Source organism: Limnothrix sp. PR1529, assembly GCF_002742025.1.
Classification (GTDB): Bacteria; Cyanobacteriota; Cyanobacteriia; order CACIAM-69d; family CACIAM-69d; genus CACIAM-69d.
The window spans coordinates 1-24912 of sequence record NZ_LIRO01000121.1 but is presented as its reverse complement, the minus strand read 5'-3'; the positions used below and the strand labels follow the sequence as shown (position 1 = coordinate 24912).

19 protein-coding genes and 2 pseudogenes are annotated in these 24912 nt (G+C 57.9%); 9 read left to right on the top strand and 12 right to left on the bottom strand.

Annotated features, from left to right (window positions below):
• Together AMR42_RS20685 and AMR42_RS16855 are read left to right on the top strand one after the other, a co-directional pair.
• Window positions 1-213, top strand: a pseudogene (locus tag AMR42_RS20685) (DUF721 domain-containing protein); the annotation flags it as partial.
• An 865-nt stretch (window positions 214-1078) separates the two neighbouring features.
• A complete protein-coding gene (locus AMR42_RS16855; protein WP_143473156.1) occupies window positions 1079-1372 on the top strand; it encodes a hypothetical protein in 294 nt (97 codons plus the stop codon).
• 381 nt (window positions 1373-1753) lie between these two features.
• On the opposite strand, the gene menB is transcribed toward AMR42_RS16855, so the two are convergent.
• Window positions 1754-2587 (bottom strand): 1,4-dihydroxy-2-naphthoyl-CoA synthase, encoded by an 834-nt coding sequence (gene menB / locus AMR42_RS16850; RefSeq protein ID WP_099534813.1) that lies wholly within the window; start codon window positions 2585-2587, stop codon window positions 1754-1756.
• Between the two features lie 306 nt (window positions 2588-2893).
• Between menB and ald the strand changes: the two genes are divergently transcribed.
• On the top strand, window positions 2894-3976 hold the full coding sequence (ald, locus tag AMR42_RS16845; RefSeq protein ID WP_099534812.1) for an alanine dehydrogenase: 1083 nt from the start codon (window positions 2894-2896) through the stop codon (window positions 3974-3976).
• Window positions 3977-4105: 129 nt separating this feature from the next.
• On the opposite strand, the gene cysK is transcribed toward ald, so the two are convergent.
• The 5 genes from cysK to efp all read right to left on the bottom strand — a co-directional run bounded on the left by cysK (window position 4106) and on the right by efp (window position 7794).
• The gene (cysK, locus tag AMR42_RS16840; RefSeq protein ID WP_099534817.1) at window positions 4106-5065 is read right to left on the bottom strand and encodes a cysteine synthase A; all 960 of its coding nucleotides are present in this window, start codon (window positions 5063-5065) and stop codon (window positions 4106-4108) included.
• Between the two features lie 233 nt (window positions 5066-5298).
• On the bottom strand, window positions 5299-5736 hold the full coding sequence (locus AMR42_RS16835; RefSeq protein ID WP_099534811.1) for an Rrf2 family transcriptional regulator: 438 nt from the start codon (window positions 5734-5736) through the stop codon (window positions 5299-5301).
• 303 nt (window positions 5737-6039) lie between these two features.
• Window positions 6040-6381, bottom strand: coding sequence for a DUF2288 domain-containing protein (locus AMR42_RS16830; RefSeq protein ID WP_099534810.1), 342 nt, complete (start codon window positions 6379-6381; stop codon window positions 6040-6042).
• Window positions 6382-6403: 22 nt separating this feature from the next.
• Complete coding sequence (accB, locus tag AMR42_RS16825; protein WP_099534809.1) at window positions 6404-6901, bottom strand: acetyl-CoA carboxylase biotin carboxyl carrier protein; 498 nt, start codon at window positions 6899-6901, stop codon at window positions 6404-6406.
• A 332-nt stretch (window positions 6902-7233) separates the two neighbouring features.
• Window positions 7234-7794: an elongation factor P gene (gene efp / locus AMR42_RS16820; protein WP_099534808.1), complete on the bottom strand. Its 561-nt coding sequence runs from the start codon at window positions 7792-7794 to the stop codon at window positions 7234-7236.
• Between the two features lie 499 nt (window positions 7795-8293).
• Here efp and AMR42_RS16815 point away from each other — a divergent pair, with 499 nt between their 5' ends.
• The 4 genes from AMR42_RS16815 to ispE all read left to right on the top strand — a co-directional run bounded on the left by AMR42_RS16815 (window position 8294) and on the right by ispE (window position 13671).
• On the top strand, window positions 8294-9328 hold the full coding sequence (locus AMR42_RS16815) for a peptidylprolyl isomerase (protein WP_368670750.1): 1035 nt from the start codon (window positions 8294-8296) through the stop codon (window positions 9326-9328).
• 195 nt (window positions 9329-9523) lie between these two features.
• Complete coding sequence (gene thiL / locus AMR42_RS16810) at window positions 9524-10603, top strand: thiamine-phosphate kinase (protein WP_099534807.1); 1080 nt, start codon at window positions 9524-9526, stop codon at window positions 10601-10603.
• A gap of 170 nt (window positions 10604-10773) precedes the next feature.
• Window positions 10774-12618 (top strand): EamA family transporter, encoded by a 1845-nt coding sequence (locus tag AMR42_RS16805; RefSeq protein ID WP_158234524.1) that lies wholly within the window; start codon window positions 10774-10776, stop codon window positions 12616-12618.
• Between the two features lie 81 nt (window positions 12619-12699).
• Window positions 12700-13671 (top strand): 4-(cytidine 5'-diphospho)-2-C-methyl-D-erythritol kinase, encoded by a 972-nt coding sequence (gene ispE, locus AMR42_RS16800; protein ID WP_099534805.1) that lies wholly within the window; start codon window positions 12700-12702, stop codon window positions 13669-13671.
• Between the two features lie 49 nt (window positions 13672-13720).
• On the opposite strand, the gene AMR42_RS16795 is transcribed toward ispE, so the two are convergent.
• The gene (locus tag AMR42_RS16795; protein WP_158234523.1) at window positions 13721-15244 is read right to left on the bottom strand and encodes a sensor histidine kinase KdpD; all 1524 of its coding nucleotides are present in this window, start codon (window positions 15242-15244) and stop codon (window positions 13721-13723) included.
• Between the two features lie 455 nt (window positions 15245-15699).
• Between AMR42_RS16795 and AMR42_RS16790 the strand changes: the two genes are divergently transcribed.
• Window positions 15700-16029, top strand: a complete 330-nt coding sequence (locus tag AMR42_RS16790; protein WP_099534815.1) for a DUF3155 domain-containing protein — start codon at window positions 15700-15702, stop codon at window positions 16027-16029.
• 519 nt (window positions 16030-16548) lie between these two features.
• On the opposite strand, the gene AMR42_RS16785 is transcribed toward AMR42_RS16790, so the two are convergent.
• The 4 genes from AMR42_RS16785 to AMR42_RS16770 form a co-directional block, all read right to left on the bottom strand.
• A complete protein-coding gene (locus AMR42_RS16785; RefSeq protein ID WP_143473155.1) occupies window positions 16549-17175 on the bottom strand; it encodes a hypothetical protein in 627 nt (208 codons plus the stop codon).
• Window positions 17176-17272: 97 nt separating this feature from the next.
• Window positions 17273-19786, bottom strand: coding sequence for an adenylate/guanylate cyclase domain-containing protein (locus AMR42_RS16780; protein WP_099534802.1), 2514 nt, complete (start codon window positions 19784-19786; stop codon window positions 17273-17275).
• 349 nt (window positions 19787-20135) lie between these two features.
• Window positions 20136-21884: a phospholipid carrier-dependent glycosyltransferase gene (locus AMR42_RS16775; RefSeq protein ID WP_099534801.1), complete on the bottom strand. Its 1749-nt coding sequence runs from the start codon at window positions 21882-21884 to the stop codon at window positions 20136-20138.
• Window positions 21885-21948: 64 nt separating this feature from the next.
• Window positions 21949-23376 (bottom strand): LCP family protein, encoded by a 1428-nt coding sequence (locus AMR42_RS16770; protein WP_234407062.1) that lies wholly within the window; start codon window positions 23374-23376, stop codon window positions 21949-21951.
• A 752-nt stretch (window positions 23377-24128) separates the two neighbouring features.
• Here AMR42_RS16770 and AMR42_RS16765 point away from each other — a divergent pair.
• On the top strand, window positions 24129-24479 hold the full coding sequence (locus tag AMR42_RS16765) for a DUF565 domain-containing protein (protein ID WP_099534799.1): 351 nt from the start codon (window positions 24129-24131) through the stop codon (window positions 24477-24479).
• 208 nt (window positions 24480-24687) lie between these two features.
• Here the strand turns inward: AMR42_RS16765 and AMR42_RS20680 are convergent.
• Window positions 24688-24912, bottom strand: a pseudogene (locus AMR42_RS20680) (hypothetical protein); the annotation flags it as partial.

Here is a 24912-nt window from a genome sequence, read left to right as displayed (position 1 = left end):
TCCCAGCACCCTCCCGATCGACCCCGACCCGCCACCGCCACCGAAGCGTTCACCCAGTGGGCCGCTTCCGTGCAAAGTCAACTGAAGCGCTATGATTGCTGTCCCCATTGCGGGCGATCAACCCCACCAGCGGAATTAGAGCGCTGGGGAGTTTGTAGTTTGTGCATGGTTGAGCGTTGGTCTCAAGCCCGTTCATCCGGCTCTGGATCTTGAGATCAGCTTGTATTCAGCTTGCAGTTGGAAGCTCGATGCGCAAGCCAGAAACCCCAAGCCAGAAATCCAAGCCAGAAGCACAGGAACAGAAAAACCACAACTCCACAATCATATGAATGTGGGTGAATACCAATTCAATATCAACGCGAAGTCAATATCAACGCGAAATCAGTGCAAGCAGTGAAATGCGGGCACTGGTTTCATGGAAGCCTCAAAACCTTGCGCAGAATTTGCTTGCAGGATTTGCTCACCAAAATTCTGGGAGGGTTTCTTGCGAAATTTCCTGGAGAAGGTATCAAAAATAGCTCAACTCGATTGATCCCAATCCCAAACTCATCGCAGATCCAAATGGCTTCCCGATCGAGCAATGAGGCCAACAGTATGTCCAAAAAAAATTGATCTCGAATGTCCTACCTTCGTCAATTTCAAGAGATGTTGCCAAATATTGCGTTTTGTATGATGACATCTCTTGGGAAACGGTATTCTAGGTAACCGTTCACTCCTAGACTTTCATAACCTACCATTACTAAAAAACCAGGTTCCTAGCGCCATCAGAGAAAGCGCATACCCTTTTTAAAGACTTTTTAAAGTAATTGACAAAAACTCTTCAAAATGATTAACGATTGATTTTAAGTGATTTTTCTTTGATCCCCTAACTGATTTTTCAGGAAAATCAATGGTCTTCTGAAGAAACTTTCTGAAAAAGCCAAAGTGGAAGCTGAAGATAATCTAAATTTCTAAAAGTGTTTGGGATCGCTGAATCTCAGAGTAGATCTGGGTCTTAAGGACTTTTACAGCAATTCGTCTCAATTCCATAATGAAGTTAGCAAATTCTCAGCGGCGCTCTGCGTTGGCAGTGCAAAATATGAGTGCTACGCCCTTCCAAGTTTCTGCTTGCCGCCATTGTCGCTACTACACCCCAGAAGGGCGACGTGGTGGATATTGCGGTCAGTTTGATGCAGTGGTTCGTGCGGGCTGGAAGGCTTGTCCGCTCGCAATGCCAGCATTCGCTCCATCTTGGGAATCGTTAGAGCGGTTGGTTCACAGCCCCGCAGAAACGGGCGTGGCAATCGTGGCGACGGTGGAATTTAAAAATGAAGCGGCCCTGGCGGCCACTACGCCGGTTTTGCGATCGAATGCTTCTGCTTCCATTGCCTAGGGGATCAGTCACGCCGTTGGCAATCAAGGGCTGATGGAGGCTAGCTTCAGGGTGCATCAAGCCCTCAATTCAGTGCCTAGCCAATCAGGCGATTTTCTGGTAGTAATTCCCTGGGATCTTGCTCCGCTTTCAGGATGAATACTTAAAGATCGCGACCGGGTTTGAAATAGGGACTGAAACAACGATTAAAACCAACTTTGACCCACCATAGGCGACTGATAGATGCGACTGGGTAAACGCCATATCATCAATCATTCAAAAGCGAAAAATGAACCAGGAGACTAAGATACTCCTGGTTCATTTTTTTAGATCGGATTTTGTGTCGATTGGGCAAGGGTGAGCCTAATACTGAGAAATCCGAAAAAGGTTCCCTGCTATGGCTTAGGGTCGCCAGGGATAGCGACGGAAATTGGGCGATCGCTTCTCTAGAAAAGCCTGCTTGCCCTCGCTGCCTTCTTCGGTCATGTAATAGAGCATGGTGGCATTGCCAGCCAATTCCTGTAAGCCCGCTTGCCCGTCGCAATCGGCATTCAAAGCGGCTTTTAGGCAACGAATCGCGATCGGGCTTTTTTCGAGCACTTCTTGGGCCCAGCGCAGGCCTTCCGCTTCCAGTTCCGCCACGGGAACCACGGTGTTGACCAGACCCATCTCCAAGGCCTGTTGCGCGTCGTATTGCCGACACAAAAACCAAATTTCCCGGGCTTTTTTCTGGCCGACAATTCGGGCCAGATAGCTGGCTCCAAAGCCGCCGTCAAAGCTGCCCACTTTCGGGCCCGTTTGCCCAAAAATCGCGTTGTCAGCGGCGATCGTCAGGTCACAGAGCAGGTGCAGCACATGGCCACCCCCGATCGCATAGCCCGCCACCAGGGCGATCGTCACCTTGGGGATCGATCGAATCAGCCGCTGCAAATCCAACACATTCAACCGGGGTACGCCGGCCTCATCCACATAGCCCGCTTCCCCGCGAATGCTCTGATCCCCCCCGGCACAGAAGGCATATTTCCCATCGGTGTGGGGGCCTGCGCCGGTCAGCAAAATCACGCCCACGGCCGCATCTTCGCGGGCATCACAAAAGGCCTCGTACAGCTCAAACACCGTTTTGGGGCGGAAAGCGTTGCGCTTGTGGGGGCGGTTGATGGTGATTTTGGCGATGCCGTCGGCTTTGACGTAGAGGATGTCTTCGTAGGGTTTAACGGTTTGCCACTGAATGGTCATGGTTGGCTGGTTTGTTAATCAAAAATTGGATGCTTGACCAGCATAGGGGTTGGCGCGATCGCCCGGATGCGGGCCGGGCCGAGTCTCTGCCAATGAAGCCTTGCGCTCTGGAAATGGCATCTGTGACGAGGGGCACACCGTGATCCCCGATCGAGCCGTTAGCTTAGAGGGGATCCCATGCAAATGCACGATCGCACGTGATTTTTGATTTTGGGGCAAAACCCTTAAGGTTTCTGCAACAAAACAGCAACGGGGCGATCGGGCGCGTTTAGCCACTCACGACCGCTTCAACAGGAGGTAGTCCCCGTGGAAATCGGTGTTCCCAAGGAAATTAAGGATCTGGAATTTCGGGTGGGTTTGACTCCCCAGGGTGTGCGGGCGTTGGTCGATCGGGGGCATTCGGTGCGGGTGGAAACCCAGGCCGGTGCGGGGGCGGGGTTTGGCGACGAGGACTATCGATCGGCTGGGGCGCGGATTGTGCCCGACGCGGACTTGGCTTGGGACTGCGAGTTGGTGGTGAAGGTGAAGGAGCCGCTGCCCGGTGAATATGGCTTCTTGAAAACTACACCGCTGTTGTTTACCTATCTGCATTTGGCGGCGGAGCGGAGCTTAACCGAAGCCTTGCTGCGATCGGGGATCAGTGCGATCGCCTACGAAACCGTGGAAACGCCCGATCGCCGCCTGCCCCTGTTGGCCCCCATGAGCGCGATCGCCGGGCGGTTGTCCGTGCAGTTTGGGGCCCGCTACCTGGAAAAACAACAAGGCGGGCGCGGAGTCTTGCTGGGTGGCGTGCCGGGGGTTGCGCCGGGCCGCGTCACGATCCTCGGTGGCGGCGTGGTTGGCACCGAAGCCGCCAAGATGGCCGTGGGCTTGGGGGCCAAGGTGCGGATCTTGGATGTGAATGTCGATCGCCTGAACTATCTAGAAACCCTGTTTGGCTCGCGGGTGGAGTTGCTCTACAGCAGCAGCGCCGCGATCGAAGCCGTTGTGCCGGACACGGACTTGCTGATCGGTGCGGTGTTGGTCACCGGGCGGCGGGCCCCGATCTTAGTGGGGCGATCACTGGTGGAACAGATGCCCACCGGAGCTGTGATTGTTGATGTGGCCGTCGATCAGGGCGGTTGCATCGAAACCCTGCGCCCCACCTCCCACAGCCATCCCACCTACACCGAATGCGGCGTGGTGCATTACGGCGTGCCGAATATGCCGGGTGCCGTGCCTCGCACCTCCACCCAAGCCCTGGAAAACAGCACCTTGCCCTACGTGTTGGCCCTGGCGGATCACGGACTGGCCGCGCTCGATCGCGACCCGGCCTTGGCGAAGGGCCTCAACATCAAAGACGGCCGGATCGAACATCCAGCCGTCCAAGCGGTTTTCCCAGATTTGTAGGAATGAGGAGGGGTCGCTAAAACCATCCACGGTTACGGGGTGATCAAAATCATCCCCATTCGGGTCGATCAAGACCCATCAACCCTGTAGGGGCGTACCTCTGTACGCTCCTACCCGGATTAATCCTCATTACAACGGAATATTCGTAACCGGCTCCGCGTCTTGGAACAACGGCGTGCTCAGGTAGCGCTCCCCAAAGCTGGGCTGAATCGCCACAATCAATTTGCCCGCATTTTCCGGGCGGCGACCCACCTGAATCGCCGCATAAATCGCTGCTCCCGAAGAAATCCCCGACAGCAAGCCCTCTTCCCGCGCCAAACGACGACCATAGGCGATCGCGTCGTCATCGGTCACCGTAATCACCTCATCAATCAAATCCACCTTCAGCACCTCGGGTACAAACCCTGCGCCGATCCCCTGGATTCGGTGGGGGCCCGGTTGCCCGCCGGACAGCACCGGGCTGTTGGCTGGCTCCACGGCGATCACCTGAAAGTCCGGTTTCCGCTGCTTAATCACTTCCGCCACACCCGTAATCGTGCCGCCCGTGCCCACACCGGAAATCAAGACATCAATCTTGCCGTCCGTGTCGGCCCAAATTTCCTCAGCGGTGGTGCGGCGGTGAATGTCTGGATTTGCCGGGTTGCGGAACTGCTGCAACATATAGGCATTGGGAACCGTGTTGGCAATGTCCTGGGCCCGCCGAATGCAACCGCCCATCCCTTCAATGCCCGGCGTGAGTTCCAACTGTGCCCCGTAGGCTCGCAGCATGGCCCGCCGCTCGGCGCTCATGGTTTCCGGCATGGTCAGGATCAGTTGATAGCCCTTGGCAGCGGCGGCCATGGCCAGGGCAATCCCCGTGTTCCCGGAGGTGGGTTCCACCAAAACGGTCTTACCCGGAATGATCGTGCCGGCCTGTTCGGCGGCTTCGATCATGTTGATGCCGATCCGGTCTTTCACCGAAGCGGAAGGGTTCATGCTTTCCAGCTTGACCAGCACTTCGGCCAGGCAGCCTTCCGCTTGGGGCAGGCGGTTAAGCCGAACTAGGGGAGTGCGGCCAATCAGTTCGGTGATGTTGTTGGCGACGTTCATGGGCATCTGGCTGGAACTCTCTCGTCAGGTCTGAGGGGGTCGATCGCCCCTATGGCACGGGTCGGATCGAACAACGAAGCATTGGGCAGTGAGTAGATCAGTCGAATCATCCGGCCATTCAGCCAGCCATTCAGCAAAAATCAAGCAACCGCAAGCAACCCAAAATATCCCGAGCCTTCTAAGGATTTTTTCAGTGCTCTTGATTGCCCCTGGGCAGCCATGATCCCCAGAGCCTAGATGTAATACATCAGGTCAAGTTGCTTGCGGGCATCTCGACGATCCTTGAGATCCTGGAGGGTGTAGCGTTGCAGCACGTCGTTGGCGGCTTGATCCACTTCAACCCAAATCTCGTAAATAATGGCGCTTTCGAGCGGGCGATCGCGCCCGCCGTCGTCGGCAATGTTGGCATCGGCTCCTTCTAAACATCGCAGCACATCCAGTAGCGAGATCGTCCAGGGCGATCGCGCCAGCAGATAGCCGCCTTTGGCCCCGCGTTGGCTTTTGACCAAACCGCCTCGGCGCAGGGTGGCTAAGAGTTGCTCAAGGTAGCGATCAGGAATGTCCTGATCGGCAGCAATTTGGCGGATTTGCAACGGCTCGTCGTCTTGGTAGCGATCGGCGAGTTGCAACAGGGCCAGAAGGGCATATTCGCTTTTGGATGACAGTTCCACGGGTGGAGAACCTAGGAGCGAGGCTGGATCCCCAAGCGCCCGATCGCCTCATGACCGTTGATCTAAATCATGGATCTGAATCGTTGATCGGCGAGTCGATCGAGATAGCTGCGGGGCGATCCTAGTATACCCCGGTTTTCCGCTGGGTTTTGTAGGGTTTCATCCCGGGAAATAGCTGTGCTCTGAAGCTCCGTGATCTGCTCCGAAAACAGTCTGGTAATTCCGAAAACAGTTCGGTAACACAGTCTGGTGATCCAGTCCGGTGGTGCAGTCCGGTGACCTGGCTACAGGAATGAGGCAAACCTAGCCAGTGATCAGCTTGACCAGCACAAAGGGCGCAACAATCATGGCCTGAAAACGAACATCGCCCGATCGATCCCACTCCGCAAGTTCGGCTTGGGTGGGTTTTGTGATCGCCTGTTCATCAATCCAGCGCTGCACGACGGCGGTGTTGTCGCTGGCCAGGGCCTCGCCCACTTCGGCCAAGTCCAAATCTGGCGTAACCACAATGACGGCATCGCGGCCGATGTGGGGCTTCAGCCAATCCCATTCGGCTAGGTCGATCGATTCCGTGAGGCTCGATCGCAGGTTGCCGCTGGAGGAGTCATCGGCCGGAAAATTGGAGTTACTGGGTTCGCTATCCATGCGCTTGATGGGGGCAGGTGATTTAGGCGGGCCGCACCCGCATCAGAACTTGATCGAATTCGACGGGTTGGGCATTTTCCACCAAAATTTCCACCACTTCACCGCTGATTTCGGCCTCTAGCTCGTTCATCAGCTTCATGGCTTCGATGATGCAAACCGTTTGCCCCGAAGTGATTCGATCGCCCGGTTGCACAAAGGGCGGCTCGCCGGGGGCCGGGGCCCGGTAAAACGTGCCCACCATCGGGGACTTGATTTCCAGCAGTTTGGGATCGTTGAGGGGCGGTGGCGAGGCGGGCGGCGCTGCTGGCTCCAGGGGGGCGGCCGTAGTCACCGGGGCCGCGACCGGGGCGATCGGGGCCGCTGCCATGGCCACCGGGGCGATCGCCGTGCCTGCTGCTGCCGCCGCCACTGCCTTTCGCACGGTCAGCTCATAGTCACCTTGCTTGAGCGTCACTTCGGCAATATCCGTCTGGTTCAGAACCAGCAGCAGTTCCCGCAATTCGTCAAAGTCCAGCGGCACGGGTCGTCTCGCTCCTAATCGCAGAATGTTAAAGCGTTAAAGGGATTCAAAAAAGAGCCGTCCATGGGGCCTTGGGCCCAGGCTCCGAGTTGAAAAAGAGGCAATCTAGGCAATCTAAAGCAATGCAAACCAAGGCAATGCAAAATGCAGGATTTAGTCAGGATTTAGTTTAGAGAGCTGCCTGGTCTGAGGACGATCGCTTGGAGATTCCCAAGGGTTGCCCAGACCAAGGGTAGGGGCTGATTCAGTATCGGTTGTAACACTAATTGCCTAGCCCCTGGCGATCGGTCGTGGCGTTCCAGGGCCCAATCGCCAGGAGCTTCAGAAGGAAATTAATTTTCGCGGCCAAGGTACTTATCTTCGCGGGTGTCAATCCGCAATTTTTCGCCCACGGAAATGAACAGGGGAACCATGACCGTTGCGCCGGTTTCCAGTTTGGCGGGCTTTTGGCCCCCGGTGGCGGTGTCGCCCTTCACGCCGGGATCCGTTTCCACCACTTCCAGAACCACGGTGTTGGGCAAGTCCACTTCAATCACCTTGCCGTTCCAGGTCACCACCTGGGCTTCCATCCCTTCTTTCAGGTATTTGACCCGATCGCCAATTTGGGCGGCGGAAATGTTCATTTCCTCGTAGGTCTTCATGTCCATGAACACATACTGCTCACCGTCCATGTAGGTGTGCTGCATGTCGCTTTTTTCCAGGGTCGCTTGTGGAACCGTTTCCCCTGCGCGGAAGGTGCGCTCAACCACGCTACCGGTCTGCACGTTTTTCAGCTTCGTGCGAACAAACGCTGCGCCTTTGCCGGGTTTGACGTGCAAAAACTCAACAACTCGCCAGACACCATTGTCTAGCTCAATCGTGACACCGGGGCGGAAATCGTTACTGGAAATCATCGGAAGCTGGTTTACAAAGCACCGCAGGCGGGCATAGGACGGGATACACTCTACCGCTTTTTGGGGCCGTTGGGTATTGGGCCCAGGAATCTGGAATCGACCGGGCTATGGCAAGATTGGAAGATTGGCAGTCTCCCGATGCGCCCATGGAAACGGGCGATCGCGCTGGGGCTGTTGCGATGGTTTGAGGGCTTGCGGGCTAGGGTTTAGGGCTTCCTTGCGAGTCCTGGGGGCTGGCTTGCAGGTTGGCTGGCGCAATTGCCGGTGTAGCCAGTGGTCAGCCAGCCGTCAGCCAGCCGTCAAGCAGCCATATTTTTTATTCACTTCGATTGACCTCGATTTATCTTCGATCATGGCTATTCCAAGGCGATTTAAGGCAGGGCAAACCCGCTCCGGGTGGGCGAAGACGATCGAAACCTGGACAGCGGTGGTCGATCGACAACTGCAACGACGGGAGCAAGGGTGGATGGGCGGTTGGGCGATCGCCCTGAGCCTGGTGATGGTGCTGTGGACGATCGGGGCGGCTCCCGCTTGGGCAGCACTGCCGGCCGGGAATGCCATCACTGACGGCAAGGCCCTGCTGCGCTATTCCTTGCCGATCGACAATGTGCCGATTCGCAAGGTGCAGTCGGAGGTGGAATCGATCGCCGGATCCTTGCGGGCTAAGCGTTGGAGTCCCGTGGCCACCAGCTTGAAAACGGCCGATCGGACGGTGACCTACAAGCGCAACCAGATTTTGGCGGCCGTTCGTCCCGATCGCCAGGAAGCCGCTGCCCAAAAGCTTGATCAGATCAGCGAGACGATCGCCAAGGCCCAGGCCGCCGTGGAAACCAAAAATAAGTCCACGGTTTGGGAACTGCGCCGGGAGATTCTGGACGCAGTGGGGGCGATCGAAGCGGATATGGTGCAGGGTTTCCCCTTTGAAGTGCCTGCTCAATATGCCAACCTGCCCCAACTGAAGGGCCGCGCCACGATCGAGATTCAAACCAGCAAAGGCAGCGTCACTGTGGTGGTGGATGGCTACAGCGCCCCCGTCACGGCCGGCAACTTTGTGGACTTGGTGCAGCGGGGCTTCTATGACGGGTTGCCCTTCACCCGTGCCGAAGATTCCTACGTGTTGCAATTTGGCGATCCGGCTGGCCCCGCTGAAGGCTTCATTGATCCCAAAAACAACGAATATCGCGCCATTCCCCTAGAAATTCTGGCCAGTGGCGACAAGGAACCCACCTACGGCATCACGCTCGAAGATGCGGGCCGCTATGGCGATTTGCCCGTGCTGCCCTTCTCGTCCTATGGGGCCCTGGCCATGGCCCGACCGGAACCGGATCCCGATGGCGGTTCGTCTCAGGTGTTTTTCTTCCTGTTTGAACCGGAACTGACTCCCGCCGGGGCCAACCTGCTGGATGGTCGCTATGCGGTATTTGGCTACTCGATTAGCGATGCCAAGGCGGTGTTGGATAAGATTCGCCCCGGTGACCAGGTGGTGAAGGCAACGGTGGTGGATGGGTTGGAAAATCTGGTGCAGCCCAGTTAGGTGCGGCGGGTTCTGAGTGATGCCGTTTGCTCAGAACCTGTCTTGCAGCGAACGCCTCCCCGAGGATTGAGTCCCCGCTTGGCCTGGATGCCAAGGGGGATTCGTTTTGTTGGAACCGTTCCGTTTAGCCGGGTTGCCTAGGTTGCGGGGTCATTATGTTTGGGTTGGGTGCGTTTAGAGTCAGTGCGAGAGCTTATGGACGCGGTGGAATCGTTGCGGTTGGCGGATGTGGGGGAAGCGGGGCTACTGGCGCGGTTGTTTGCCTTTTGCGATCGCTCGGTGGTGGGTGATGACGCGGCCCTGTTGGACTGGCCCGAGGGTCGATCGCTCGTGGTCACAACTGATGTGCTGGTGGACGGGGTGCATTTTAGCGATCGCACCACCCCTCCTAGGTCGATCGGGTGGCGAGCGGTGGCGGCCAATTTGTCCGATTTGGCGGCCATGGGGGCAACGCCTCGGGCAATCACCGTGGGGCTGTCTCTGCCGGGGAATTGTGCGATCGACTGGGTGGAGTCTCTCTATGGGGGGATGGCCGATTGTTTAGCCCAGTTTGGCGGGGCAATTGTGGGGGGTGATGTGACCCGATCGACTGTGGCCACGGTGGCGATCACGGCGATCGGGTCGGTTTTGCCCGATCGATCCCTCCAGCGCCACGCGGCCCAACCGGGAGATGCGATCGTCGTGACGGGTGAACATGGGGCTTCCCGTGCGGGGTTGGCCCTGCTGTTGGCTGACTGGCCCCCGGATGCTGCGGAACCTTCGGCCGCAGCGCGATCGACCTGGATTCGGGCCCACCAATACCCAACCCCCCGCTTGGACGTAATCGATCAGTTGGATCAACTGCGCCCCAGGCTGGTCGATCGCCCCCTGGCCGCCATGGACTCCAGCGATGGGCTGGCCGATGCGGTGGTGCAATTGGCCCAAGCCAGCGGCCTGCGGGCGCAACTGTGGGGCGATCGGCTGCCAATACCATCGGGGTTGGTGGCGGCGGTGGGGCTGGCGCGGGCCCGCCATTGGACGCTCTATGGGGGCGAAGATTTTGAATTAGTCCTGTGTTTACCGCCGGATTTGGCTGCTGCTTTGGTGCAGTCCTTGGGCGGTTCGGCGGCCATTGTGGGGGAAATGGTGGCTCCAGAGGCGGATCCTGAGGCGTTTTCAGAGGCGTTAACCCAGCAGCCGATCGCCTGGGTGGTGGATTCAGGGGCGATCGAACCGATCGGGCGATCGGCCAGCTTCCAACATTTCGGAACATCGGCCACCACCGGGCCCGCTTGAGGCTGTCCCGCTGGGCCAGGCCCAAGGCGGCCATGCCCAATTGGCCCAGGATTGAGCCATCATGATTGAGCAATGCTAGAGGCGCAAAATGCGGAGCTGTTCAACCGCAAAGCCACTGACCTGAGCCACTGACCTGAGCCATCTCCATGGGCCCATCGGAGCAACCAACATTGCCCATTGCAGAACCCGCGATCGACCCCATGGGCCTCGATTCCAATCCGCATCTCCCTGAGTCGGCGGCAGAAGATGTCCGTGATGATCGATCGAGCCTGGCCCCGATCGCCCCAGAATCAGCACCGGATTGGTCGGCAGTGATTGAGCAATTGCAAATTTTTCAGCGATCGCAACTTGACCAGCTTGCCCAAGATCTCGATCGCCTGAGCGCCGAGAAAACCCAATTACTGTTGGATCTCGATCGCCTAGCTCGCTATCGCCAACAACTGCGAGCACAGCCCGCTCCGGGACAATCTCTGTTGGATCCCACCAGCCAAGCTTGGGCCCAACAGTGGGCAAAACAACTGGCTCAACACATGGGAGCCCACCTGAAAAGGGCGATCGACCAACGGTTTCAGGCCTTGGCTCAGGAATTGCGGCCCAGGGATTCCGGCGAGGCGATCGGCTCGCCCGTGGTGATCCATGGTCGTCTCAGTAGCACCGCGATTGAGCGACAATTAATGGCGCTGGATCAAACCCTGGCCCAAGTTTTCACCCATCTCCATCAAGACTTGGCGGCCTATGAACAGGCGCTGGCCCAACGACTCAGCCGATTGGCCCGGCGACAACAGCAGGGGGAATTGTTGTTGAAGCAAGTGATGGCTCGTTGGGAAACCTCGATCTCGCCCAATGCTTTCGCGCCCGATTCTCTTGGGTCTGAGCTTGGGGTTCCTGAGCCTGAATCAACCGCGCCCGATCGGCCCGCTTCCCCGATCGCCCCCTTGTCCGATCCGGCTCCTGTGTTGTTCCCTCCCCCCCTTGTGGCCGTGAAACCCTCCGTCCCCCATCCTCAGACCCTGCGGCAACCGGGCTGGCTGTTGGCCCTGGTGGCGGCCCTGTTGTTGGCCCTGTTCAATGTGGCCCTGAAGCTGTTGTTTACGGGCAATGCTCCGGAAACCCTGTTAGGGGTGGTGACCCTACCCGGCATCATTGCGCCAGGGCTGGGCAATTCCCTGCTGATTTTGCTGTTGCGCACCCTGGCGATCGTGTTGGTGTTTCCAGCGCTGGCCACTTGGCTTTATCCCGCCACTTGGCAGGAAATTCGCCACCTGTGCCAAAGCCGCGATCGCCGGTCTTGGCAAATGATCTTGCTAAACGGCTTTTTCATGTTTGTGTCCCAAGTGCTGCTCTATGTGGCGATCGGGAATTTGCCAACGGGCTTGGCGGTCACCCTCTTTTTTCTCTACCCCGTCTTTACCCTGCCCCTGTCCTGGTGGCTATTGGGCGATCGCCCCACGGCCCTGCGCTTGTTTCTCACGGCTCTGATTCTGCTGGGGGGCGGCTTGGCCCTGCCCGAGGGGGGTCCGACCGCGGGCGATAACTGGGTGGGCCTCTCCAGCGGGCTAGCGGCCGGCGCAGCCTTCGCAGGCTATCTACTCACGGTGCAATGGGGAACCAAAACCTTGCATCCCGTGCCGTTCACCCTGGTTTCCTTTCTGTGGGTGTTTGTGTTGGCTTGCTTTGGACTCATTGCACGGCCGGAGGCGGTGACGGTGCAGGTGTTGCCGGGGACTTGGGGCGGCCTGCTGTTGGGTGGAGTCATTTTGGGTCTGTTGACCTTGGGGGGCTACCTGCTGAATAACTTGGCGGTGCAACGGGTGGGAGCCGCTTGGACGGCCATTCTCAGCGCCTCGGGCAATGCCCTGACGGCCCTGGCGGCCTGGGTTTTGATCCAAGAATCGCTGGCCGGGGGGCAATGGCTGGGCATTGGGTTGGTGACCCTTGGGGTGACGCTGCTGAGTGTGGAACAGTTGAGCAAGCCGCGCCGATCGCCCCGATCACGCCAATCGCCCCAAAGCTAGGCCAGGTTAATCAACCATCGATGGTCTCGTGGGCCCCTTCTGAGACAATGGGGACGCTTTTGTCCTGATGCTTGCGTGCCGATGAAATCCTATTCGCTGCGATCACCCGCCAAAATTAATCTCTATTTGGAAATTGTGGGCGATCGTCCCGATGGTTTCCATGAGTTGGCCACCGTGTTCCAGAGCATTGACTTGGCGGATCTCGTCCATGTGCGATCGGGAATGCAGGGCGTAATCCAAGTGGAGTGCGCCGCCGAGGGTGTGCCTAACGATGCCAGCAATTTAGCCTATCGGGCCGCAGCCCTGATGAGCGAGCGGTTTCCCGAAGCCTTCGCCAAATGTGGGGGCGTGGCGATCGAAATTGAAAAGCGAATTCCCGTGGCCGCTGGCTTAGCTGGGGGATCGGGCAATGGCGCGGCGGTGTTGGTGGGGCTGGACTTGGCCTGGGGCTTGGGCCTCACCCAAGGAGAATTGCAGGAGTTGGCGGCCGAGTTGGGATCCGATGTGCCCTTCTGTGTGGGCGGAGGAACAGCGTTGGCCACGGGACGCGGTGAGGTGCTGGATCCCCTCGCGGGGGTGGATCAGGTGTGGTTGGTGTTGGCAAAGTACCGCAGTTTGGGCGTTTCCACCCCCTGGGCCTATCAAACCTATCGCGCTCAGTTTGGGGCGGAATATGCCCGCACTCCAGAGGCCCAAGCGGCTCGGCATACGGCGGCCAAGTCTGGGCCCCTCGTGCGATCGCTCCAGGCCTTGGCTACGGGCGATCGAGCTGGTCTTTCGGGGTTGCGGCCCCTGTTGCGTAATGATTTGGAACGGGTGGTGTTGCCGGCCCATCCCCAAATTGCGCAGTTGCGGGACTTGCTCGATCGCCTGGCCCCGCTGGGAGCGATGATGTCCGGTTCTGGCCCCTCGGTTTTTGCCCTGGCCGAATCCGCCAGCCAAGCCCAGGAAATCCAAGCCGCCGCGCGATCGGCCCTGCCGGATCCGGATTTAGAATTTTGGGTCACCCAATTCAGTGCGGCGGGCATTCGGCCCATTAACCAGTCGGTTTAGCGGTGGATTCGGCCATTAATTCAGGGATTCACTCAGGTAGTTTAGGGGTTCATTCAGGAGGCGGTGAATTCGTTTCCGCCAGGGGCAACCAAGCCACAGCCATCGTTCCCTGAGCGATCGGGGGAAGGAGTCGATCGGGAGTTTCCCGCAACCGCAACCGAGCAGGTAGGGCGATCGGGGGGCTAAACAGTTCCAAGCGGCCGCCCATCTGCGTCATCAACTGACGGGCGATCGCCAAACCCAACCCCGTGCCTGGAATCGGGCTGGCGGCCTGAATTCCCCGAAAACCGCGCTGAAACAGCCGATCCAAGTCCGCTGGCGGGATATTGTTGCCCTGATTGCTGACCACCAGTGCCAGACCCCAACCGGCTGCGGGCGCATCTTGCCAAGCGGCGACCCGGGCCAGCACCTGCACCCGACCCCGATCACAGGCGTATTTGATGGCGTTATCCAGCAAATTGCTAAACACCTCTCGCCAAGCCGTGCCATCGGCCAAAACCGGCGGCAAATCGGCGGGTAACGACATTTGAAACGATCGCCCGCGTTCGATCGCCACCGCTTCCGCCGCCGCAATCGCATCCATCACCAAGGCCTCGACTGGCCAAGGGGCGATCGTCACTCCCGGCAACAGCAGGGCCGCTTTGTTTTCGGCGGGGGCGGGTAACTCCGACGGTGAGGGCTGGTCGGCACTGGGGGCCGCTGCCCCTGTCCAGTCCGGCGTATCAATCACTTGGCTAAAGTCCGTCAACATCCCTTGGAGTCGATCGCCCTCCCGCAGCAAGCTTTCCAGATGTGGGCGCGATCGATCCTCGCCGCCCAGCCGCTTCAGCACCAACTTGCCAAACGTCCGAATGGCCGTCAGGGGATTGCGAAACTGGTGCAGCCAATTGTGTAGTAATTCCGCCTGGCGCTGTTGCGTGGTCTGTTGTTGGCGATAGGCCGCCTCCAGCAGTTGATTGCGGCGATCGAGTTCGCAGGCCGCCGCCAAGGTCACCGCCACCCGCCCCGCCTGCTGGCGATCCTTGGGAGTCCAAGGTTTAGGGCGATCGAGCACCAACAGCCCCAACATCATCCCCCCTCGGGCCAAGGGCAGCACCAATCGGCCCGGGTGGGGTTGGGGATTGAATAGGGGATTCAACGCGGGGTCAACGGCTGAATGGGAATTGGTGGAATGGGCAGAGGCTGAATGGTCAGCATCCGTGATCTGGGTGGCCGCCGGGGGAATTGCTTCCGACGCGATCGAGAAGTCCAGCACGTCCGGCCGATCACCCGCTTGGTGACTAACCTCGGCCTCGGGCGCGATCGCAGAGGTGATCTCCGCCGGAGCCGCTGCCCAAGGGCCCGACCCCGACAGCAACCGCGATCGGCCCCGACTGCGCGATCGGCCCGTTCCCGCTTCCCCCAAAAGCTGCGTCTTGGCCCGAGCCGGATATTCCAACACCGGCATCCAAGCCGGTTCCGCCGTTCCTGACCAATCCTGCGCCAAATACACCACACCCCGTCCCAGGTGCAGCGTTTCCGCCATCAAGGCCAACTGCGCTTGGCACAGGGCCAAAAAGGTTGAACTCGCCATTGCTCGCCACTCCCCCCTGGGGGCCTCCATCGGGGAACATTCGCGGTTGCCAGGGATTGGGGAGCGGCCGCGCCCGGTTTCCCACATGGGGCGATCGCCGGCTTTGTGAAGAATTACGGCGTTGCTCTCCCCAAGGCTTGAGAACTCCTTAAGCTGGAGCTATCTCAAACCGCTTCTATTCAAATTGCTCCATCTAAACTGATTAAAAACCATTAAAAAGCCGCGAGGGATCGCAAGAACCTGGGGCGGCAATTGTGCAAAATCCAGGCGGTCTCTAGGTTTCTGGATGGGCCAGCACTCACAATCAAACTGCTAAGAAATCGACAGAATAAAACATTGTAATTGAATTCATGTCGATCAATTAAAACAAGTTGAAATTTTGGCGCAAAGGCGATATACTTTGCACGGCTTTTGTAACCGTCACTACACTTATCTTGGCACGGGAGGTAAGGAGGTTGGCAAGGAGACGCAAGCGCAAGAGCCGTCGGCGGCAAGAAGGGCGACGGATTCTTGAGAATGTGCCACAGTATAGCATCGAATGTGGCGAAGATAAGCCGGTCACGGCCGCTCGCAAATTCATTAAGGCAGAGGGAATTCATCCCCCCGCTTTGGTGTTGGTGAAGCGTAACGAACACACCACGGATCGCTACTTTTGGGCCGAAAAAGGGTTGTTCGGAGCGCAATACGTTGAAGAAAACCACTTCCTGTTCCCGAGTCTTCGGCTCTGGGGCGATCAAGAAGGGGATGTGCCTGCTTTGGGAATGGTGGCCGCTGCGGCCCGCTAAGTCCATGGCAACAAAACTGAAACCCGCGTTGTGTGGAGCCTGAAATCAGACGTTTGAGGTCGTGGCTGTTCTGCAATTCGGGCAAAGTTAAGGTGCAAATCGTCTTGGGGGATGGATGCACGGAAACGTGGATTAATTGGTGATTTGTTATTGATTGGTGGGTGATGACCGTTGACCTTCCCTTGGCGATCGACTCCTACATCGCAGCGCCAGTGGACGATCGAGTGCATCACAGTTGACACATCAATCTCTCATTAGCAAAAAGCTCAATAGCCGACTGACGACGGGCCTAAGCGCGATCGCTTCTTGCGCGATGGCCTTGTGCGGCCCTGGGTGCTTCCAATTCAAAAAAATCCAGCAACGTCCGCGATCAGTCCGCTGATCAGTGGGCGTTGCTGGTTTTTTATGGGTTTGCAGGTGTGGGGTTCTAGGGTTGTGCTGTTCTTTTGAGCTAGGCAACCTGGGACAGCAAGGCACGGAAAAATCGGCCCGTCAATGGGTTCATCAACAAATCAGCAGTTACCACATGCCGCGAATTGGTTGTGCGGGGCGATCGGGGGTGACGGTGGTTTGTTGAACAGTGGTTTGTTGGCCGCTGCGTTGTACGGTGCGTTGTTGCACGGTGGTGGTCGTGGTCACACTGGCTTGACTGGTGCTGACGTAGGCGCTGTCAGCATTGGCCAGTTGAATGGAGCCATTGCGAATCACGAGGGCATCGTTTCCCAGGGCAACGGCTTGGGCAAAGAAACGACCATCGACCAAGGCCAAGGTGATTTGATCTCCCGGATCGAGTCCCAGTCGGGTGCGATCGAGCTGGGTAATGCCCACCAAGCGCGTGGAACCATCGGTCAGCAACAGTCGCACCCGATCGCCCACCAAATCTTGAATCTCGCCGGTCACAATTTCCACATTTTCAGCGGGCCCCACCATCCACACCACTTCCGGCATTTCTGCCCGGGTGGGCAAGGGGGCCAGGGTGGCGGTGGTGACCAAAAGGGCGATCGAACCCATCACTGCGCAAGTCCATTTGCAAGCCATAACCAACTTCTCCAACGGAAGACTGTGAGTGCCAACGGAAGGACTCGATCGGGCGATCGAATCCGCCAACTGATTACTTCGCGGCCGTTGGGGGAAAGTCAGGATCACCAATTCGACCTCGATCGGGTCCAGAGGAGCGATCGCCAGGGGTTAATCAACCAATAATGAGGATGTTCTAATGAGGATGCTCTGAAGCGTGCGTGCGCTAAAACTCTGGGCCAGAATCGATCGCAGCGGCCACCACATCCACAACGGCGGTGGTTTGGCGACCCGTGAGCCAATAGGTGCGCATGGGGCCGCGGCCCTTCACATCAATCTCGCCTCGGGATTCAAACTCATAACGATCGCGTAGGGCCTGATACACCGTTTCGGTCACCTGAATTCGGCTGGCCAAGCCCTGGGACTCCATGCGACTGGCAATGTTGACCGTATCGCCCCACAGGTCATAGATAAACTTACGAATGCCAATTACACCGGCAATTACGGGCCCGGTGTTCATGCCAATGCGAATTTCCAGCGATCGCCCCAAGGTTTGCTGAAACTCATCCTGAAAGCCATGAATCACCCGCTGCATATCCAGCGCCATGTTAGCCATGGCTGCAGTGGGATCTTCCATGGGCAGGGGCAGCCCGGCCGCCACCATGTAGGCATCTCCGAGGGTTTTGATTTTTTCCAGGTGATGGCGTTCTGCCAGGTGGTCAAACTGGGAAAAGATGCGGTTCAACCAGGTCACCAGATCGATCGGGGGCAGTTGGGACGAAAGGGGCGTGAAACCCACGATGTCCGCAAACAGAATGCTGACTTCTTCAAAATGTTGGGCGATCGGTTCCGATTCCGTGGATCCATCGGGCTGCACATTTTGCTTTAGGCGATCGGCCACGGTGCGGGGCAGGATATTCAACAGCAATCGCTCTGATTTTTCCTGTTCCCGGCGCAGGGCTTCTTCGGCCTGTTTGCGTAAGGTGATGTCTTCCACCACCCCCAACAACCCAATCACGCGGCGTTGATTGTCGTGAATCGGAATTTTGCTGATATCTAGCCAAATGGTTTCGCCCGTGGCTCCCGGTTTTTGCTTGGGGGCGATCGCGTGCCAAACGGGGCGATCGCTCTCAATCACCCGGCGATCTTGCTCCCGAAAGGCCTCCGCTGCCTCTGGATCTCGCACCAGGTCAAAATCCGTTAGCCCAATCACCGCTTCAGGGTTTTCCAGCCCCGCCGCTTCTGCCCAGTTTTTGTTGCAACCCTGAAAGACCAGATCGGTATCTTTCCAAAACACATGCTGGGGAATGCTGTCGAGAATTAGCCGCAAATATCGTTCCTTTTCTTGCAGCTTGGCTTCCGAAAGGGTGAGGGCGGCGGTGCGTTGTTGCACCTTCAGCTCTAGATTTTGGTTGGCTTCTTCCCAGGCGGCAAAGGCCTGCCGCAACTGAAAGGCCATGCGGTTAAAAGACTCGGCCAGGCGATCGACCTCCAGAATTGGGCTGGCGGCGGCGGTCTGATTTAAATTGCCCTCAGCGATCGCCTCGGCGGCCCGGCTGATGCGACTGACGGGATCCACAATCCAGCGCGTGGTGGCGATCGCCATTAAGACGGCCAAGCCTAAAGCGCCCAAACAGAGCAGAGCGGTGATGCGGGTATTTTCCTGAATTTGGGATGTGAAATCCCGCTCGGGGACAACCGTCACAGTCACCCAGTCAAGTCCATAGTCATTTTCCAGGGGCAACACATCGATGAAAACACGATCGCTCCCCTTCGGTCGCACAATGCCCTGATATCGCTTGCTGACCTGGCGATAGGTGCCAAAGCGCTCCCGCAAAAACTCGCCCGCTGCCCGAATTCGAGGATCGCGGCTCTCCTCCGGTTTCAGCCGCTGGGGTTGGTTTTGGGCATCCCGCAAAAACAGGGGTTCCTCAGATGACGTGGCCACCAGGGCCCCGGTCAACCGCTCCACAATAAACATTTCTCCGGTTCGCCCTACCTTCAGACCCCGTAAAAAGGTGGAAAGCTGTTCCAAGGGAAGGTCGATCGCCAGCACACCCTTGAGCGTTTCCGTGGTCAGCGGTGTGCCACTGGCGGTCACCGTACTGGGGTTGCTGGTGTAAACGGGCAAGGCCGGAGTAATGCCCAAAACCGGCGGCTCCGTGAACACATAAATGGGCGACCAGGCCAAGCCCCCCCGAGCCACAGCAGCCCGATACCAAGGGCGTTTACGGGGGTCGTAGGGCCGGGAGCTGACGAAGCGATCGCGCTGGCCCTGCTTGTTCAGGGTGTAAATTCTCCAGTTGGGGGCCGTGGCCGTTGTTCGCACGGAGACCGTGGAAGGGTTGCCGCGCTCAACCTGCAAAAAATTGCCCTCCGCGTTGCCGTAGTAGAGGGTGGAGACCTCCGGTGTGATGTGTACCTGATGCCAAAAGTAGCGCTGAAGGGCGGCGAAGTCGTTGAGGTTGAGGTTACCCGTTGCCACGGATGCAGCATCAATGCGCAAAAACAGCTCGGATGTGCCCAAATACCCCTGCACATGCTGTTCCACCTTGGCCGCAATTTCGCCACTGAGCCTGGCCGCGAGGTCATTCACGGCCCGCTGGCCATTTCGCAGTGAGAGCCATCCCGTGAGTCCAACGGCCCCGGCCACTTGCAGGACGAGCGGCACGACCAACCAGCGCAAGCGTAGTTGTCGGAACCGCTTCGGGATCGACTGGATGGGTTGCACGAGTTTCATAGGGTGTCTAACGGTGCGGGTGGGGCGTGGTCAGGATCAGGAATGGAAAACCAGGCCTCGCTTGGGTTTCCATGTTGCAATTTGTTGCGGCTGAGAGAAACCGGCGCAGCAAATTGCAGCAGCCGACGAAAGTGCTCCGATGAAAAACGTGCCGAGACTTGAACGAGTCTGGGTTACAGCCTTCGCGCAGGCATCAGAATCGCTGAGGACGGTGGTTTGATTCTGGCATTCTCGGGGGAACTTGTGGGGTGATACACCTAGGCGCAGCTTGTGACTTCCTGCGGCGCGACGGTTGATCATGATCGGGTCGATCGACCCGATCGACCCGCTGCGGCCCACCCGAAGATCGTTAAATCCAGTAAGGCAACCAGCGCACACCCTCAATTCCCCAAATCCGCAGTTGCCAGTCAAAGGGGGTGAGGGGCCAGCCCAAATAAACGGGCAGCCAAAACAGAAAAGACAGGCCAATCAAAATCATGGCGGCGATCGAGAGGGGGCGATCGGAGCGGGATTGCCAGAGCCGATCGAGCAGCCAAGCCAAGACCAAGCCCGAAAACACAAACGCTCCCATGTAGTGGTAGAGAAAGGTACAACGAGAGACCTTGGCCCAGGGCAGCCAGTTCGCCCCGTAGTTCACCAGGCAATAGGTCAACATCAAAACTTCAGGCGATCGCGCAGCGGCCCCGATCGCGCCCGATCGCTCCCACATCAGTCGCAATTGCCAGCGATGGGATCCCAACCGCACCACGGGACTTTCCAAATAATCGGTGCTGACCAGGGGGTTCGCCAAAGCGGCCGGTTGCGCGATCGATCGCCACCAGTACCGCCCCAACCACCACAGGGCCACAACCAACGCCCCCGCTGTCAGCCACCAAAGTAGTGGATTTCCCAGGGCATGTACGTCATAAACCGTTGGCGTACCGGCCGGGAGATCCTTGGGAATCGGGTTTTGATAATCGATCGGGGCGTTGGGGCCGCTGGTGCGGGCGTAGAAATAGGCGATCGGGCGCAACAGCAGGGGCCAAGTGAACCAACGGGAACAGTAGGGATGGGCATCATCACCCCCAACCCGATGGTGGTAGCGCAACAAGTCTTGGTTAAATTCCCAAATACTTTTGCCGGGATTCATTTGGGCATGGGGAATCCACAGCAGCCAATAAATCACCAACGGCAAAAGCCCCAACATCAATCCCATTTGGATCGGGCTGAAGCGCTGAAGGAGTGTTAAGGGATTTGCGGCCGATCGGCCCGTGCGGGAACTGGGGCTGTTTTCAATGCTCTTGGGTGGTTCGACATTCTCGATCGGCTCGGTTGATTGCCGGGTCGTGAAACCAGGGCGATCAAGCCAATGCCAAACTCGCCACAGGGCCCAACTGCCCCAAGCCCCCACCAAGAAGGCCAAGCCATTCCACTTCACGCTGGCTGTGCAACCAAACCCCAAGCCCGCCACCGCCAGCCAGGCCCACACCTGCCAGTGATAGCGCGATCGCCCGGCCATGGCCCGCGCCGCCATCAGCCAGCCACAGTGACCCAACAGGCCAAAGATCACCAGGTAAACATTGTTTAACCCATAGCGGGATTCCACCAAAAACAGCCCATCCAGGGCGATCGCCCCCGCCGCCACCAGGGCCAACAGCCGCCGCCCGGAAATTAACCAAGCCAACCAGGCCACCACCAACGGCATCAAAGATCCCACCAACGCATTCAGCCAGCGATAGCTGACCGTGGCTAGCAGGGAACCGGTTGCTTGGTTGGTGTTGTCGCGCCCCCACTGAAAATGCTCACTGATGGCAATCCCGATCGCAATCAGATACTTACTGAGGGGGGGATGGCCATCTTCAACGGGTTTGCCCACCAAGTAATCGCGGGCGAACTGGGCAAAGTAAACCTCATCAAACACCAAGGTGTTCAGGTGGCCCAAGTGCCAAAATCGAACGATCGCCCCCGCCAGCACGATCGCCCCCAGAATCCACCACCAATGGGATTCCCAGTGCCATCGCAACTTGGAGGATTTTGGGAAATCCCCCCGATCAGCTTGAGCTTCCTGGTGTGGTGAGTGGTCTAGGGGCGATCGCACATCAGCCATGACAAAACCCATGGAAAAAAGGCCATTTTAAGGGCCATTGCAGCGGCCGCAATTGCGAGGCCCCGCGAACGGACGCTTAAGGATTTGCGTTGGAACCCGTGCCTTGCCAGTCGCTGCCGATTTGAATCGTCACGTCGGATCCCAAAATGCCCGAGCTATCCACCCGCACATCACCCCGCCCGATCGCCGCCTTCACCTGTTCCGCCGTATCCGCATCCCCATTTTGGGCAATCACCCGCGTCGTGCTGATCGTTTCCTTCCAAGACCGCGCCACAAACGTTTGGCGATAGCCCATCGCTTCTAATTGCCGCGCCACCGCCCTAGCGGCCTCCGGATTGCCACTAGCATCCTGCACCGCCACACGCACCTGCGACATCGATCGACTGTCGCCGGAACCGACCCCATGTTCAAAATGCTTAGCCATCATGTCCCGAATTTGATTCGGGTAGGGCAACCAATAGCTCGTGCCGTAACGGGCAATATCTCCGTAATCCCCCGGAGTCACCAGCATTTGCACATTTTGGCGATCGACCTGGGTGGCAAAGCCCGCCAGCGCCACAATCTCCTCCATGCTGAGGTTGGTGTCCAAATTCTCCCGAATCACCGACAAAATATCCGGTAACTTCAGCAGCGTGGTGGGGTTCAGGGCCTGTTCCTTCAGGCTGCGCATGGCCATCTGCTGGCGCTGGACCCGGCCAATGTCTCCATACTCATCGTGGCGGAACCGCAAAAACGCCAGCGCCTGTTCCCCATTCAGGTGTTGCCGTCCCTGTTTCAGATTGATGTAAAGGTGTTGGCTGTCGTCTTGATACTTCATGTCACGGGGAACATAGACCGTTAAGCCCCCCAAAGCATCCAGCAGCTTTTCCACCCCTTGGACATTAATCCGCATGTAGCGGTCGATCGGCACACCCCCCAGCAGCTCGCTCACCGCCTTGGCGCTCAGGGCCGGCCCCCCACGACTGTTAGCGGCATTAATTTTGGTCATCCCCAGACCATCCACCCAAGCCCGCGTATCCCGAGGAATCGACAGCACCGATAGTTTTTTCTGGCTGGGGTCAAACCGCACCAAAAACATCGTGTCCGACAGACCCTCAAAGGAGTTCACCAGCGCATGGTAGCCATACTTGCGACTCAGGCTATCATCCACGTCGGAGGTAATGACCTTAATCCCCAGCACCAAAATATTGACCGGCCGGGTGAGCTGCGGCAGTTGCAGACCCAGGCTGGAAATGGGTTGATTGTTCCCAAAAACCGCCTTTTCCTCTTTGCTCAATTCCCGCTGACTGAGGCTGGGGGAACTGAGGGAAACGGCCAGCAACGCCCCCGTGGTTGCGGAGATGGTGGCCACGCCCAAGAGGCTAAACAACAACCAGAACCAGCGGAAGCGATTGGCCCGAGGCTTGGGTTGCGGCGCTGGGGAGCGAGACATATCGGTAGCGTTGGTTTGGGAATGTCGATCGGTCAAGGGTGAGGAGGCGCGGTTGGAATGGCGAGTGGACACGGAATTCCTCAAAAGGGGGTCAAGGGCGGAGAGTTGATGAGAGAGTAGCGCACTGAATGGGCGATCGGGCAGGGGCACTCAGGTGGCTCTGGCAGGGCGATCTCCACTTGATGAGGCTCTGAGAACCGCTGGGAGTGCGGTGTGGGGTGGCTGCCCAGACACCAATCTGACCGTTCTGACCATGGAAAGCAGAGCACAGCGACCCGGCCGCATCGGCGGGGAAAACCACTAGGTGCAACTGCCGTAGCGCAATCATCGGGGATGGGTGCGCAAAACTGCCGTCATTTTAGCGGCGTTTTGGTGCGATCGCGGTGGATCATCCGGAGAAGATTGAGCAAAAATTCGCCGGAACTTTTTAGCAGGATTTAACTAGCTTTGACTGAGAGTTCAGCCGAAAATGCGATTCCCCAAGCAATTCTCGATCATCATTCCCAAATCCCATTCCTAGATCTCAGCTCTTTTCGGCACTGCTCAGGATGGGTTGGGAATCAGTCCAGGATCGGCCCCAGATTTGTTTGGGGTAGGGTTGGCCAGCTCGTGATTGCAGACCGTTGGCAGCCGCCAAGCTGGGAACCTAACTGCTAGCGGGTCTTGCTTGAGTCTTGATTTAGTAGCGAGTTGGTGGCGAGTTGGTGGCGATTCGATGTTAAGGCGCTGTTGAGGCGATGCTGAGATGCGATATTGGAATGCGATATTGAGATGCAATATTGAATTGAACCGGCGTTAACACTATTGAAGCTGGCGTTGAAACCGTGCAAGATACCAGGCTCAACAACCTCCTAGGCGCGATCGCCCGGGGATTAGGAGGATGGCTCCAAAATCCTTGGCGGCGCACTTCTGTACAGTGTTTGGCGGTGTTGGTGGGGTTCTTTGGGGCTTCCGCCTTGATCACCACAGCGGGCCAGGAAGCCGCCTGGGACTTGTCCATGGCGGGCATTTTGGCGGTGTTCTGCGAGGTGGTGAGCATTGTCGTCTATCGCCGCTGGAATGCTCGGGCTACAGATTTCAACGGGCGATCGCCCCTGTGGCTGTCGGTTTTGAATTTACTGAAATTAGGAATGGTTTACGGCCTGTTCTTAGAGGCTTTCAAATTGGGAAGCTAACCCCAAACAGGAAAAAAGCCCCGCCCTGCTGGGGCGGATGGTCTGAAGTTGGGGAGTGCCTGTGAGGTGATGATTTGCGGCGAGTGAGCGCTGACATTGCAAGGCTTTCACGAGCTGATCGTGCCTGAATTACGGCACTACCCATTACGGCACTACCCAAACGCCCTCATGATTCCTAGTCGCACTCTAACTCACCTTGAGCGACTTGCTAGCCAATCCAGACCAAGTTCTCAGCCGCGTCTCGAAAATCGTCGGACGCAGACACACCATTACAGGTGGTAATTTCCGGGGACTCCTCACCATCGCGGGGGCGATCGGGTGGGGGCGGCGGTGGTGGAAAGGAAGGCGGCGGCGGCGGCGGTGGAGTTAAGCCCGCCGTGGTTTTTGCGCTGGTGGGGCCGTAATGCTTGCGGTGGCGCAAACTAGCATCATC